8 protein-coding genes are annotated in these 14,630 nt (G+C 59.8%); 5 read left to right on the plus strand and 3 right to left on the minus strand.

Features of this window, described 5'->3' with window-relative positions; translation table 11 throughout:
• Positions 1-145 precede the first annotated feature (145 nt).
• Complete coding sequence (locus tag Q8K09_RS10405; protein WP_305254897.1) at positions 146-859, minus strand: SapC family protein; 714 nt, start codon at positions 857-859, stop codon at positions 146-148.
• Between the two features lie 1,112 nt (positions 860-1,971).
• Complete coding sequence (locus Q8K09_RS10410) at positions 1,972-6,108, minus strand: EAL domain-containing protein (protein WP_305255060.1); 4,137 nt, start codon at positions 6,106-6,108, stop codon at positions 1,972-1,974.
• Between the two features lie 401 nt (positions 6,109-6,509).
• On the opposite strand from Q8K09_RS10410, the gene ettA reads away from it, so the two are divergent.
• Both ettA and Q8K09_RS10420 read left to right on the plus strand, forming a co-directional pair.
• Entirely contained in the window at positions 6,510-8,174 is a 1,665-nt protein-coding gene (gene ettA / locus Q8K09_RS10415; protein WP_305254898.1) for an energy-dependent translational throttle protein EttA, read from the plus strand.
• A 380-nt stretch (positions 8,175-8,554) separates the two neighbouring features.
• Entirely contained in the window at positions 8,555-8,881 is a 327-nt protein-coding gene (locus Q8K09_RS10420) for a TraR/DksA family transcriptional regulator (RefSeq protein ID WP_305254899.1), read from the plus strand.
• A gap of 97 nt (positions 8,882-8,978) precedes the next feature.
• Here the strand turns inward: Q8K09_RS10420 and Q8K09_RS10425 are convergent, their stop codons facing one another.
• Positions 8,979-10,613 carry a cation:proton antiporter gene (locus Q8K09_RS10425; protein ID WP_305254900.1) on the minus strand — a complete coding sequence of 545 codons (1,635 nt, stop codon included), beginning with the start codon at positions 10,611-10,613 and terminating at the stop codon, positions 8,979-8,981.
• Between the two features lie 136 nt (positions 10,614-10,749).
• Here Q8K09_RS10425 and Q8K09_RS10430 point away from each other — a divergent pair, with 136 nt between their 5' ends.
• From Q8K09_RS10430 to Q8K09_RS10440, 3 genes are all read left to right on the plus strand, one after another.
• Positions 10,750-13,215, plus strand: coding sequence for a Lon protease family protein (locus Q8K09_RS10430; protein WP_305254901.1), 2,466 nt, complete (start codon positions 10,750-10,752; stop codon positions 13,213-13,215).
• Between the two features lie 262 nt (positions 13,216-13,477).
• Positions 13,478-13,819: a hypothetical protein gene (locus tag Q8K09_RS10435; RefSeq protein WP_305254902.1), complete on the plus strand. Its 342-nt coding sequence runs from the start codon at positions 13,478-13,480 to the stop codon at positions 13,817-13,819.
• Positions 13,820-14,011: 192 nt separating this feature from the next.
• Entirely contained in the window at positions 14,012-14,509 is a 498-nt protein-coding gene (locus Q8K09_RS10440; RefSeq protein WP_305254903.1) for a TIGR00645 family protein, read from the plus strand.
• The last annotated feature ends 121 nt before the right edge of the window (positions 14,510-14,630 follow it).

Raw genomic sequence — 14,630 nt, forward strand, 5'->3', positions numbered from 1 at the left:
CAATGCCAGTGGATGGCGGGGAAACTTCATTTTTCGGCCCAATCTATTAATGATGATGAAATAACGTCATTCGGCAAAGCCGAGGTGGGTACCGTCAGGTGGGTATAGATAGTCATCCAGTTACCGTGAGACGGTTCTTGGATGATCAGGAACGGGTATTGAGTTGCTCGCTCAAGCGCTGCAAGGCGCCGAGAGAGTGCAGGTGGGCATAAGCCCAGGCAAGGTAGCCCTTACGGAACCAGCTGGTGACAACCTCGTCCTCCAGCGCCATAAGCTTGCTTTCATCTATTACAAAGAGCCCGTCCAGGCGCAATGGCTTTTTGTCTGCCGTTATCACCTGCAAGATGAAAGGCTTGAATACATCCTGTTCGGTTGCCGCCTGACAGAACTCGCGGGTACGCAGGTGCTCCGCATCGAAGTTGGTCACAAATTCGATGATCTTGCCCAAGGTATCTGTATAGGTACCGTCATCGGCAAACAGCAGTTCGCCTTCGCCTTCAGCATCTGCCAGCCCGGCATAGTCAGCATCAAAGCAGACATTCTTGTCGCCGCTCAGCACGAACGGATAACGACGAATGAAGGCGGGCGTATAGTTGCCCAGCCATCGGCCGCTTTCGTCGACTTGTTCGTGCCCTTGATTCTTCAGTGAGAGCAAGACAATCGGAAAAAATGCCCCCTCCTGATCCTGGCTGAACAGCACTGGCAGATCGCGACTTGACTCAAAGAACTCGATGGCCAAGAGAGGGACAGAATTCACGTTACTGGTGAACCCGAAGTCCTTTACCGGAGAAAAGCGCATGGCCTTGTGCGTATCTTTATTCAGGACCGTAGGGCGCTGATAAAACAAAAGTTCAGGCATTGTGATCTCTCAATTATTGGGCTTCTCATTTCTATGCCTCATGCTTATAGCCGCTTAAAGTACTAAAAGACAGGTAAGGATTAAGCAGAGGGCTAAGTATTCCGTAATTGCAAGATCAGTCGGCACTTTACCTCGTATGGTTGAGGCTTTGGCGCCAATTCAAAGTCGCGCCATGGGTATAGCTTGACGCCAATTATCAGGCGGCAAGTGGTGCGAAATATTGGCGCCAATCTTCAGTCCCCCCTATCGGTTGCAAGCATCTGAGCAGAATTGCACTTGTTGCAGTGGATCTCGTATTCCATTCGACCAACCTGCCCTTGCCCTGCTTTCATAGGCGTTGGGTCGGGCAGAAATAGATCAGGCTCCATTTTCATATTAAGGCCGATTATGGGTGCTGGTGTATGCAGAGTATCCGGCCGCGTTGTTTGCTAGGGCCGTATCGGTATCCTCGCCAATAGGCGCTTTTATCCAGTAGGAATATATATTGTTGGTCTGGTGCATCTCAACTGTTGCACTTGCCTTGGTGCTAGTGCTCCTCAGTTATTTATTACTCGTTATATCGTGGTGCGCTAGTCGTGGTCGCGACGTTAAGTGTTTGTCGGCTTGAATGGGTCGGTCCATAGTTGAGTTGATGGGGGCTAGCTGTACTGATATATCAAATATTGATGGATATCACGCAGGGTTTCTTGGGCGCTTCTGTAACTCCGGGCAGGTAACCATTCAGGGGGCCGATTTTCAACCCGCGGAGTACGGGCTTCATCGGAAGTGTCCCCGCAATGTCCCTGGTGACTCATGCTCTGCCGCATTTGATAACGCCACAGCCGCTGGCGAAATAAACCGCTCGCATACAGCGGTCCTTGATCTGGCGATCAATTATCTTGAGCCGTCCGCGTTTCGTAGGTCGTGGATCGTTGGGTTTGCAGTGGCGTGATGTATTCAGGCAATCCGGTGCGGCGTAACCCCGTATGGTTTTGGTGATGAATCATCGCCTTGTGCCTTACGCTTGCTAGCGCTGTATTGGGCCTCGCTGCGCTTAACACCAATAGGCGCTATTGCGGCTGAAGCCCCTCCCACGCAACGCGCACCGAGGGCCTGCAATTTACAGCTTCCCGCTAGCTGAGCATAAACAGCGCAGCGCCGCTGAACTGGGCGGCGAACTGGTGGGCGGGCATGGGGCGGCCGAGTAGGTAGCCCTGCACTTCGTCGCAGTCGTGGGTACGCAGGAAGTCCAGTTGCGCCTGGGTTTCCACGCCTTCGGCGATTACCGAAAGGTTCAGGCTGTGGGCCATGGCGATGATGGCGCGGGCGATTTGCGCGTCCTGTTCGCCTTGTGGCAAGCCGTCGACGAAGCTGCGGTCGATCTTCAGTACGTCGATGGGGAACTGTTTGAGGTAGTTGAGCGACGAGTAGCCGGTGCCGAAGTCGTCGATTGCGATGCACAGGCCCAGGCTTTTCAGGTCGTTGAGGGTGCGCAGGGCGCTGCCCACGTCCTGCATCAGGATGCTTTCGGTGAGTTCCAGCTCCAGGCAAGCCGGGGCGACGCCGTTGTCTTCGAGGATCGTGGCGATGCGCTCAGCCAGTGAACCATCGGTGAACTGCCGGGCCGACAGGTTGACCGAGATCTTCGGTACGCGAATCTTGTCCGCGTGCCAACTTTTCAGCTGGCGGCAGGCTTCGGTCACTACCCAGTCGCCAACCTCCACCACCAAACCGAGTTCTTCCAGTACCGGGATGAAGTCATCCGGTGGCACCAGGCCGCGCACCGGATGCTGCCAGCGCAGAAGAGCTTCGGCGCCGGTCAGGCGTTGGCCGCTACCGGAGAACTGCGGCTGGTAATAGAGAATGAATTCCTGCTGTTCGAGGGCGTGGCGCAGGTCGCGTTCCAGTTCCAGACGTTCCAGGGCGCTGGCGTTCATGTCAGCCTGATAGAACTGGAAGTTGTTTTTGCCGCGCTCTTTGGCGTGGTACATCGCGGTGTCGGCGTTTTTCATCAGTTGGCTGAGTTCGTTGCCGTCCTGTGGGCTCAGCGCGATGCCGATGCTGGCGGTGACGAAGAACTCGCGGCCTTCGAGGACGAACGGTTGGGCCAGGCTGGCGAGGATCTGCTCGGCGACATGGATTGCCCGGTTCAGCGCGATCTCGCGAGTCGCGCATGGCTGCAACAGCAGGGTGAACTCATCGCCGCCCATGCGGGCTACGGTGTCGTCGCTGTCGACGCAGGCCTCAAGACGCACGGCCACGTCTTTGAGCATGCGGTCGCCAGCGGCATGGCCGAGGGAGTCGTTGATCGGCTTGAAGCGGTCGAGGTCGAGGAACATCAGTACCACCCATTCCTGATGCCGCTCGCCGTATTGCAGGGCAGTGTGCAGGCGATCCTGGAACAGTGTGCGGTTGGGCAGCAGGGTCAGGGCGTCGTAGTAGGCGAGGCGATGGATGCGTTGTTCGCTGGCTTTGCGTTCGCTGATGTCGCTGAAGAAACACACGTAGCTGACCAGGTCGCCTTCTTCGTCTTGTACGGCGGTGATCCCGACCCAGGCCGGGAAGCTCTCACCGTCGCGGCGCTTGAGCCAGATTTCGCCTTCCCAGCTGCCGCGCTGATTGAGTTGGCTGAGTACGTAATGCAGGTGGCTGGTCTGCTGGCGGTCGGCGGTGAGCATGCCCGGCAACTGGTCGAGAACCTGGGCCGAGGAATAGCCGCTGACCCGGCTGAAGGCCTTGTTGACCTGCACGATATAGCCGGCCGGGTCGGTCACCAGGATCGCTGCGGTGGAGTGTTCGAATACCGTGGCGGCCATGCGCAGGTCTTTGTCGGCGCGGCGCTGTTGGCTGATGTCACGGGCTACGCCGAGCAGGCCTTTGAAGTGACTGTTCTCGTCCCACATCGGCACCAGGCGTAATTCGACCGGAATTTTTCGGCCGTCAGCACGCAGGCAATCGAAGATGAACAGTTGTGGCTGAAATTGCTCGCGCAACTCAATTATGCGCAGGGGGTTGCCGAGCGCTTTGCGTACGCTAGTGAGCAAGATCGACAGGCCTGCCAGTTGTTGCGGGTTGGCGGCCAGGCTCTGCACGTCGTTGGCCAGGATCCATTGCGGTTGATAGCCGAGCATCGTCACCACTGAAGGGCTGACGTAGTTGAGGCGCAGGCTGCTGTCTGAGGAGAAAATCACATCGCTGGTGCTCTCCGCCAGTAACCGATAGCGCTGCTCGCTGTCGCGCAGCGATTGGCTGCTTTCGATCTGCTCGGTGATGTCCTTGGCTACCCCGATCAGGCGGCTTACGCGGCCGCGGGCATCACGGGCCAACGCTTGTTCGCGGATGCTGAACCAGCGCCAGGTGCCGTCGCGGTGCCGCCAGCGCAGCTGTGACTCGAGCAGTACACCGTCGCCGATGACCTGCTGCAGGTTACGAATGCGCCAGTAATAGTCGCTGTCGTCCGGGTGCAGGATGTGCTCCCAGAAGCGCTCGCCCAATGTCTTCAGCTCGGTCGTGCTGTAACCCAGCTGCAAACCCAGGTGGTGGTTGCTGAACAGCACGCGTTTATTCAGCAGGTCATGCACGTAGAGCGTGTCCGGCACCGTTCTCACTACATCCGACCAGAAGCGCTCGCGCTCGATCAGCGACAGTTCGATACGTTTGCGTGCAGTAATGTCACTGATACTCAGGGTCACTGCATTTAGTTCTTGTGTGCTGTCCGGCAGGCGAATGACCAACCACAGGTGACGTTCATGGCCTTGCGGGGTGCTGATCTGGCGTTCCAGTTCGAGTTGGCCGCTGCCTTCGAGCAGGGCGCTGAGCAGTTGCACGCGGAAGCCGTCGGGGCGCAGTGGGCCGCTGTCGATCAGGTGCTGCCAGGCTTGCTCGGTTGAGTCCACGCCGAGCAGGCGCAGGGCCACCTGGTTGGTCTCGGTGAGGCGCATCAGCTGCAGCAGTTGACTGTGCCGCTGCGGATGGGCGAGCAGCCAGTGCTTGAGGCTTGCATCGTCATGGATGTGCTGTTGTTGCAGGTAATCCGGCAGTGCGGCCAGGTCCAGTACGCAGAGCGCCGTGCCGGTGCCTTCGAATATGTCCTGGTAGCGCCGGCGGGTTTCCCGCAATACCTGGGTCGCCTGCTGTTGTTCGGTGACATCGCGCAGCACCCAGACGAAACCCTGGCGGTTGCTCGGCTCGCCGAGTTCGCTACGGCTTATATCGAACAGGCGGACTATGCCGTCCAGCTTGATTTCCACCAGGTCAGTGTCAAGGTCATGGTGCGCGCTGCTGTCGTGCAGCAGCTGCGGATCGAGTTGGGGCAGCAGTTGCAGCAGATGCCAGTTGTGCGCGTCATCGCTGCGCAAGCCGAACAATTCCTCAGCCTGGGGGTTGAGGTAGTTCAGCTGACCATTGCTGTCAGTGACCAGCACGCGTTCCTCAATGGCTCCCAGCGCGCTCGCCGCCTGGCGCAGCGAGCGCCGTGATGCCGCATTGAGCGCCTGCAGGCTGCGCTGTTCGCGCTGCAGTTGGTACAAAGCGAGCAGGATCAGTACCGAACAGAGGATGAACAGCAGGAACTTGCTGGTCATGGCGGGTAATAGTTGCGCGCGGGCGCTGCGGACGTCGAACAATGCGCGCAGTTGCCAATCGCTGCCTTTGAGTGGCGCCAGAAGAATGCTTTGCTCCAGATCGGCGGCGCTTGTCGAGGCTAAAACGGCACTGTTGGCTGCGAAGTCACCCTGTTGGTTGGCAATTGTGAGCTGTACCCGATGGTCTTCCAGTTGCCAGCGATAGGGGCTCTGGTGGTGTTCTTGCAGCCAGTTGCGCAATGCGTTGGCGGTCAGGCGCACGAGCCAGTAGCCACTCTGGGTATTGCTCTGGTCCTGGCGCAATAGCAGGTAAATCAACCCGCCATCGTTGGGGTTGAATGCATAGTGGTACGCCGAGCCGTTGCTGCGCTCAATCAGCTCAACCAGGAATTGGCCGTCATCTTTATCCGGCTGGGTGTCCGCCAGAATGTTGCCGCGCGGGCCGAGTGAGGCCACGCTACGCAGGCTGGTAAAGACCCCCTGCAGGCTATGCGGCAGGTTGGCTGCGCCAGGGCTTGGCAGTAGGCTGGTTTGGCGCAGCATCGCCAAGCCCGCCTGCGCTTTCAGCTCCATGCTCAGGCTGAGGTGATTGGCCAGCTGCGCGTTAAATTCATGATTGAGCTTGCGCTGGTTGTCGAGCAACTGCCGCGCCTCCTGCTGCAGCTGCCACAGCAGCAACCCCAGCATGCCGAGGACCAAAGCAACCAGCACACCCTTGACCGAACGGCGCCTGGGGGGCGTCAGCGGTTCGCCGGGTGCTTGTGGTAACGACGGAGGTGTGTGGCTTGGCACTTGATGACGATCCTGCGACGACGGCTCGATGAGCGCAGGGCGAGCCGATCTCTGTTTATAGGCACGCGCGAGCGGGGCGCTAGAATGCCACATCCGTGGCGAAGTGCCAGTGCAGCCGACGACTGTCGTTTGCCCTGTACCGCGCATTCCGGTAGTTTTGGCGCACGCGCGTGGGCGCTGTTTTTAGGCGTCTCCGACAGGCTGTTAGAGCCTGGCAGATGCCGCCACTCATGACCCTGCGTTCGTCACGCGACCTGCGCCCTTTTCAGTTTTCAGTCTTAGAACCAAGGTTATTCATGGCTCAATACGTTTACACCATGCACCGGCTGAGCAAAGTAGTGCCGCCGAAGCGGGAAATTCTCAAGAATATTTCCCTGTCGTTTTTCCCTGGCGCCAAAATTGGCGTGCTCGGGCTCAATGGTTCGGGTAAATCGACCCTGTTGAAAATCATGGCTGGGGTCGACACCGAGTTCGACGGCGAGGCCCGTCCGATGCCCGAGCTGAATGTTGGCTACCTGCCGCAGGAACCTCAGCTTGATCCGAGCAAGACCGTGCGCGAAGTGGTCGAAGAAGCCGTTAGCGTGATCAAGGACGCCCAGGCGCGCCTCGATCAGGTCTATGCCGCCTACGCCGAGCCGGATGCCGACTTCGACAAGCTGGCCGCCGAGCAGGCCAAGCTGGAAGCCATCTTGCAGGCCAGCGACGGCCACAACCTCGAACGTCAACTGGAAGTAGCCGCCGACGCGCTGCGCCTGCCCGCCTGGGATGCCAAGATTGCCGTGCTGTCCGGCGGCGAGAAGCGCCGTGTCGCGCTGTGCCGCCTGTTGCTGTCGGCCCCCGACATGCTTCTGCTGGACGAGCCGACCAACCACCTGGACGCCGATTCCGTCGCCTGGCTGGAGCACTTTCTGCACGATTTCCCCGGCACCGTGGTGGCGATTACCCACGACCGTTACTTCCTGGATAACGTCGCCGGCTGGATTCTCGAGCTCGACCGTGGTGCCGGTATTCCTTACGAGGGCAACTATTCCGGCTGGCTGGAAGCCAAGTCCGACCGCCTGGCGCAGGAATCCAAGCAGCAGTCAGCCCATGAAAAGGCCATGAAGGACGAGCTGGAATGGGTGCGCAAAGGTGCCAAGGCCCGTCAGTCGAAGTCCAAGGCGCGCCTGCAGCGCTTCGAGGAACTGCAGTCGCAGGAATTCCAGAAGCGCAGCGAAACCAACGAGATCTACATTCCGGCCGGTCCGCGCCTGGGTGACAAGGTCATCGAGTTCAAGAACGTCAGCAAGGCATATGGCGATCGCGCGCTGATCGACAACCTGTCGTTCAGCATGCCCAAGGGCGCCATTGTCGGCGTGATCGGCGGTAACGGTGCCGGCAAGTCGACCCTGTTCCGCATGCTCATGGGCAAGGAACAGCCAGACTCCGGCAGCATCGAGATTGGTGACACCGTGCAGTTGGCTTGCGTCGACCAGAGTCGCGACGACCTCGACGGCAGCAAGTCGGTGTTCCAGATGATTTCCGACGGTTCCGACCAGATCCGTATTGGCAATTACGAGATCCCGTCGCGTACCTACGTCGGTCGCTTCAACTTCAAGGGTGGCGACCAGCAGAAATTCGTCAAGGATCTCTCGGGTGGCGAACGTGGCCGTCTGCACCTGGCCCTGACCCTGAAAGAGGGCGCCAACGTCTTGCTGCTCGACGAACCGTCCAACGACCTCGACGTGGAAACCCTGCGTTCGCTGGAGGAAGCGCTGCTCGACTTCCCTGGCGCGGCCATCGTCATCTCCCACGATCGCTGGTTCCTCGATCGCGTGGCGACTCACATTCTGGCGTATGAAGACGACTCGCATATCGAGTTCTTCGAGGGCAACTACACCGAGTACGAGGCCGACCGCAAGAAACGCCTCGGCGACGCCGCCTCCCAGCCGCACCGGGTGCGCCACAAGAAACTCGCGTAATAACCGGTAAGTAAAAAAGAGTCTGCACATAGCCTGTGCAGGCTCTTTTTTTTGGCTATGCGCCAAGGGCTAACAGGCTAAAACATAGCGATGTACCTGTTAGCGGTTGCAGCGAAGCCCAGCAGGCGGTGGCGCGTCCGCTAGGCCTAGTCGCGGGTCCTCAGGCAATACAACTTGGCTCATCGCCTCGCCGCGGTTAACGGGCCCCATCAAAAGCTTCGCGGACAAGTCCGTTCCCACAAGGTCACCGCACAACCCTGTAGGAGCTACAACGCCGCCAGCGTCGACAGCTACTTGCGCAAGTCGTGATCAATGTCAGTGTGGGCAGCTCGGGAGTGTCCACACTTGGACGGGCAAACACCTCTTTTTGGAGTTTTCCTATGTCTGCTTTCGATCCTCAAGCGGCCCTCGATATTCTGCTCGCCGAGTACGGCGCGCGGGCCAGCGCAATTCGTCAGGATTTGGCGCGCAGCCACTCGCCGGATTTCGCCGAGCAAGCCCTGCAGCGACAGAATGATGAGGTGCTCGAAGCCTTGCTGGCCGAGGCTGAAAAAGGACTGCGGCAGGCGGGCATGGCCAAACTGCGACTGGCCGAAGGTACTTACGGCGACTGCCTGCGCTGTGGCACGGCGATCAACCTCGCGCGTTTGCAGGTATTGCCAGCCACCGAGTACTGCCTGGCATGTGCGGATCACGCTACAGGTTAGGTTGCGCGCAGGCCCACACTTGTCGGGGTTTCGTCGGGATGTCGAGCCTCCTGTGTGCGGCGCTGCCCGATCCGGGCTGGCGCCTGGCCGGGCGTTTTCACCGCGGGCCGATATCCTTCAATAGTCGCCTGGCGGCGGATTCGGCTGCGTCGTTGTAGGGTTGCAAAACATTGGCAGCGCCGGCATGTTGCAGGGCTTCGGCATCGCCGGTACGAAACGCGCTGAGGGTGATCTGGCCCTTGAACGCCATGTTATGCAATGCCCGCAGCAGAATCGCGTTGACCTCGCGCTGGGGAATGGTGCTGATCAGCGCCCGCGCGCTGGCCAAGGGCACATGCGCCAGGAAGTCGACATCCTCGGCATCGCCATAGCAGACATTCAGGCCTTCGTTGCGTGCCAGCGCCAGCGCTTCGGGGTCGAAGTCGATACCCAGTACGCGCACACCGCCTTGTTCCAGTTGCCCTGCCAGCTGGCGACCGTAGCGGCCCATGCCGTAAACGATGATGTCGGACGGCACGTCTTGCGCGGCGTTATCGTCGGCGTTTTCACGGTGCGGGATATGCCGCTCGAATACGCCGAGCCAGGGTGATAGGCGGGCAAACAGCGGTTGCGCGTAGAGAATCATGTACGTTGACAGGGTGATGGTGATCAGGCCGACCAGCGTGGTCAGGCCCAGGGCGTCCTGGCCGATATGGCCCAGGCCGATGCCCATGGCGACAAAGATGATGGAGAACTCACTGATTTGCGCCACGGTCAGCCCGGCCATGAAGCCGGTGCGCTTGCGATAACCCATCCAGCCCATGATGGCCATGACGATCAATGGATTGCCGATCAGCACAAAGGCCGACAGCAGCAAGGCGTTGCCGATTTGCCCATGGATGTAGGCGAAGTCCAGTTGCAGGCCCAGGTGCAGAAAGAAGAACAACAACAGAAAATCACGCAGGCTGGTCAGGCGGCTGGCCACGGCTTCGCGCAGCGGTGTCGACGCCAGGGAGAAGCCGGCGAGAAAGGCGCCGATTTCCTTGGATAGCCCTAGAGAGTCGGCGCCACCGGCCAGCAGGGTGCCCCAGGCAATCGCCATCAGCATCAGCAATTCCGGCGAGCTGGCCATGATTGTCAGCAGGCGCGGCAGGGCAAAGCGCATCAGCAGGTACAGCACCACCAGGCTGCCGAGCAGGCTGCCCAGCAGGGCCAGCGGGTGCAGGCCGCTCTGCTCGCCGTTACTGGGCTGGTAGAGGTTGAGGCCGAGCATCGCCAGGACCACCGCGATGTCCTGAACGATCAGGAAACCCATGGCGATGCGCCCGTGCAGGGAGTCGATCTCGCCTTTGTCGGAGAGCAGCTTGACGATGATGATGGTGCTGGAAAACGTCAATGCCACGGCGACGTACAGCGCCGTCAGCCACTCCAGCCCGAGCAGGTAGCACAGGCCGTAGCCGAAGACGATAGTGAAGGTCAGTTGGCCCAGCCCGGTGGCCAGTGCAACAGGCCCCAGGGTGCGCACCAGGCGCATGTCGAGCTTGAGGCCGACCACGAACAGCAGCACGGTGATACCGATCTCAGCGAGCAGTTCCAGCGGGGCGTTGTGGCTGCTCAGCCCAAGCACCGCCGGCCCGGCCAGAATGCCGACCAGGATGTAGGCGATTATCAGTGGTTGGCGCAGCTTGACCGCAATGCCGCCGACTAAGGCGGAGAGCGCTAGGAGAATAGCGACTTCCTGAAACAGACTCATTGACTGGGTTCCTTGAATGGCCATGCAATTTTAAAGCATATCGAGATCTTTTCGCTTGCCCGGGATCAACCATATGGCTTGTGGATGACGGCCGATGCGGCCATGCTTTCACCAGCCCACCGTCCAAGGATTTCCAATGCCAGACTCCGTTGCAGCCCATTTGCGGCTGGCACCTGAAGCACTCACTCGTCCCTTTTCGCCCGAGCAATTCAGCTTTACCAGCACCGATGACCTGGAGCCTTTTCGTGGCGTACTGGGTCAGGAGCGTGCGGTCGAGGCCCTGCAGTTCGGCGTGGCGATGCCGCGGCCCGGTTACAACGTGTTTGTCATGGGTGAGCCAGGCACTGGGCGTTTCTCGTTCGTCAAACGCTACCTCAAGGCCGAAGCCAAGCGTCTGGCGACCCCTTCTGACCATGTCTACGTCAATCATTTCGACGAGCCGCGCGAGCCTCGTGCGCTGGAGCTACCGGCGGGCAGTGCCGGTGCGTTTATCGCCGACATTAACCTGCTGATCGACAACCTGCTGGCGACTTTTCCCGCGGTATTCGAGCACCCGTCCTATCAACAGAAGAAGAGCGCTATCGATCGCGCCTTTAACAAGCGCTACGACAAGGCGCTCGATGTGATCGAGAAGCTGTCCCTGGAAAAAAACGTGGCGCTGTACCGCGATAGCAGCAACATCGCCTTTACCCCGATGCTTGAGGGTAAGGCGCTGGATGAGGCCGAGTTTGCCCAGTTGCCAGAAGCCGATCGCGAGCGCTTTCACGCTGATATCTCCACCCTGGAAGAGCGGCTCAACGAAGAGTTGGCCAGCCTGCCGCAGTGGAAGCGCGAGTCGAGCAACCAGCTGCGCCAGCTCAACGAAGAAACCATCACCGTGGCGCTGCAGCCGTTGCTGGCGCCGCTGTCGGAGAAGTACGCGGAAAACGCTGGCGTCGGTGCCTACTTGCAAGCGATGCAGGTCAATCTGCTAAAGACCGTGGTCGATCAGTTGGTCGAAGTGGAGCGCATCGACGCCCAGACCCGCAAACTGCTCGAAGAGCAGTACTGCCCCAGCCTGGTAGTCGGTCACCACGTTCAGGGCGGCGCCCCCGTGGTGTTCGAATCACACCCGACCTATGACAACCTGTTCGGCCGCATTGAATACAACGCCGACCAGGGCGCGCTCTATACCAGCTACCGGCAACTGCGCCCCGGCGCCTTGCACCGGGCCAACGGCGGTTTCCTGATTCTCGAAGCGGAGAAGATGCTCGGCGAGCCATTTGTCTGGGATGCGCTCAAGCGTGCCCTGCATTCGCGCCAACTGAAGATGGAGTCGCCGCTCGGCGACCTCGGCCGCATCGCCACCGTGACCCTAAATCCGCAGGTCATTCCCTTGCAGGTCAAGGTCATCATTATCGGTGCGCGCCAGCTGTATTACGCGCTGCAGGATCATGATCCGGACTTTCAGGAAATGTTCCGCGTGCTGGTCGACTTCGACGAGGACATTCCCCTGGCCGACGATAGCCTGGAGCAGTTTGCCCAGCTGATGAAGACCCGCACCATGGAAGAAGGCATGGCGCCATTGACCGCCGCCGCGGTGGCGCGCCTGGCGACGTTCAGTGCGCGCCTGGCTGAGCATCAGGGGCGTCTGTCGGCACGGATTGGCGACCTGTTTCAGTTGGTCAGCGAGGCCGACTTCATCCGCCAGCTGGCCAATGAAACCCTGACCGATGTCGGTCATATCGAGCGTGCGCTGAAGGCCAAGGCGACTCGCACCGGACGCGTGTCGGCGCGGATCATCGACGACATGCTGGCCGGGGTGATTCTTATCGACACCGCCGGTGCCGCGGTGGGCAAGTGCAACGGCTTGACCGTGCTCGAAGTCGGCGACTCGGCCTTCGGCGTGCCGGCGCGAATTTCGGCCACCGTCTATCCCGGCGGCAGCGGCATCGTCGACATTGAGCGCGAGGTCAACCTCGGTCAGCCGATCCACTCCAAGGGTGTGATGATCCTCACCGGCTACCTGGGTAGTCGCTATGCCCAGGAATTCCCCCTGGAAATTTCTGCGAGCATTGCCCTGGAGCAGTCCTACGGCTATGTCGACGGCGACAGTGCCTCGCTGGGCGAGGTGTGCACGCTGATCTCGGCGTTGTCGCGGCGTCCGCTCAAGCAGTGTTTCGCCATCACCGGCTCGATCAACCAGTTCGGCGAGGTGCAGGCGGTCGGCGGCGCCAACGAGAAGATCGAAGGCTTCTTCCGGCTGTGCGAAGCCCGTGGCCTGACTGGCGAGCAGGGCGCAATCATTCCGCATTCCAATGTGGCGACCTTGATGCTCGATGAGCGGGTGTTGCAGGCGGTGCGGGCTGGGCAGTTCCATGTGTATGCGGTACGCCATGTCGACGAGGCGTTGAGCCTGCTGGTCGGCGAGGATGCCGGTACGCCAAATGCCGAGGGGCAGTTCCCGGCCGGCAGCGTCAATGCGCGAGTGGTGGAGCGCTTGCGCGAGATCGCTGAAATCGGCATGACCGAGGATGACAAGGAGGTGAAGGCCGATGAGCCGGTGGCGCTGCCCAAGGAGAAAAAGCCGCGGGCGAAGAAGCCGGTGCCCGAGGGCTTGTGAGTAACACTGCTGCCGTGCCGTCCGCCAGGCTGTCGATGCAGGGGCGGGCGGCGCTGAGTTTTAGCGGGGGAGAGTGACCCGCAGTGCGGGAGGAACTCCAGCCGCAATTGGCCGTGAAGTTACTGCAAGCATCGCGGCTGCAGACCGGCGTCGAAGGATTTCATCCACACAGTTATCCACAGATTGTCGAGCTGACTGACGGCGCCCCTGAGCCGCTTGCGCGGGTGTAGGCTGAAGGCTGGATCACCTGAGGGTCGCTGGCATGCCGCGCAGCCTCTGTCTCACCCGTCAATGCCTGGGCTTGATTACCCGTATCGAGTGCGTGGTCTTGCCATTGGCTGGCGATAAGGGCCTCTGGACATTGATCTGTGCCGCTGGCTTGTCTGGCGCTCAACCCTCCGCCATCAAGGCGCAAGGCCCATTCTGCGGGCCTGTGGTGGCTGAAGGAGTGCTTGCCGGGATTGCCGAGAGCTTGTTCGTTCAGGGTTACGACGAGTGCAGCGAGCTGCCGATCTGGCGCTTGCACATTCAGGCTGAGTTGCGTCGGCTGAATGGTGATCGTTACAGCCACAAGGGCTTTTTCGAGTTTCAGCCAGATAGCTGAGCGGTGGCTGATCGTCTTTTGATCAGCTTGCGGCAAGGCTGATCCCCGCTGGGGCGAAGGCTTTAATCCAGAGGCTGCCCACAAGGTTATCCACAATTGCTGGGGGGTAAGTGCAATGCCAGGCGCACCTTTGTCTGCAGGGGAACGCTGGGTATACTCGCCGACAGTTTTATTGACCACTTGCGAGACGCTATGGAACGCTTTATCGAGAACACGATGTACGCTTCGCGTTGGTTGCTGGCGCCGATTTATTTCGGGCTGTCGTTGGCGGTGCTGGCGCTGTCGATCAAGTTCTTTCAAGAGGTTTATCACATCCTGCCGGATATCTTCGCCCTGAGCGAAGCGGATCTGATCCTGCGTCTGCTGTCGTTGATCGACATGGCCTTGGTCGGCGGCTTGTTGGTGATGGTGATGCTCTCGGGCTATGAGAACTTCGTGTCTCAGTTGAATATCAACGAGGGCACCGAAAAGCTCAGCTGGCTGGGCAAGATGGATTCCGGCTCGCTGAAGATGAAGGTGGCCGCCTCGATAGTGGCGATCTCCTCGATTCATCTGCTCAAGGTGTTTATGGATGCCAAAAGCTATGAGATCGAATACCTCAAGTGGTACGTGATCATTCACCTGACGTTTGTTGGCTCGGCTTTCGCCATGGGCTATCTGGATAAGATGACCAAATACCAAACGGACTGAAACTCGCGCCTCCAGCCTCACCTGCGCTTGACCCGCCGCCCGGCCGTTGCAAAACGGACGGGCGGTTTGCTTTGTGCCTTGCGTTCTATCGTTCTTGTACAAGAATTGTATTTGTATGAAT

The sequence above is a fragment of the Pseudomonas sp. genome (assembly GCF_030683065.1).
Taxonomy (GTDB): domain Bacteria; phylum Pseudomonadota; class Gammaproteobacteria; order Pseudomonadales; family Pseudomonadaceae; genus Aquipseudomonas.

Excerpts from the sequence above, each read along its gene's own strand:
- Q8K09_RS10405 (WP_305254897.1), bottom strand. The coding sequence starts at position 859 with ATGCCTGAACTTTTGTTTTATCAGCGCCCTACGGTCCTGAATAAAGAT.
- Q8K09_RS10410 (WP_305255060.1), bottom strand. The coding sequence starts at position 6,108 with ATGCTGGGGTTGCTGCTGTGGCAGCTGCAGCAGGAGGCGCGGCAGTTG.
- ettA (WP_305254898.1), top strand. The coding sequence starts at position 6,510 with ATGGCTCAATACGTTTACACCATGCACCGGCTGAGCAAAGTAGTGCCG.
- Q8K09_RS10420 (WP_305254899.1), top strand. The coding sequence starts at position 8,555 with ATGTCTGCTTTCGATCCTCAAGCGGCCCTCGATATTCTGCTCGCCGAG.
- Q8K09_RS10425 (WP_305254900.1), bottom strand. The coding sequence starts at position 10,613 with ATGAGTCTGTTTCAGGAAGTCGCTATTCTCCTAGCGCTCTCCGCCTTA.
- Q8K09_RS10430 (WP_305254901.1), top strand. The coding sequence starts at position 10,750 with ATGCCAGACTCCGTTGCAGCCCATTTGCGGCTGGCACCTGAAGCACTC.
- Q8K09_RS10435 (WP_305254902.1), top strand. The coding sequence starts at position 13,478 with ATGCCGCGCAGCCTCTGTCTCACCCGTCAATGCCTGGGCTTGATTACC.
- Q8K09_RS10440 (WP_305254903.1), top strand. The coding sequence starts at position 14,012 with ATGGAACGCTTTATCGAGAACACGATGTACGCTTCGCGTTGGTTGCTG.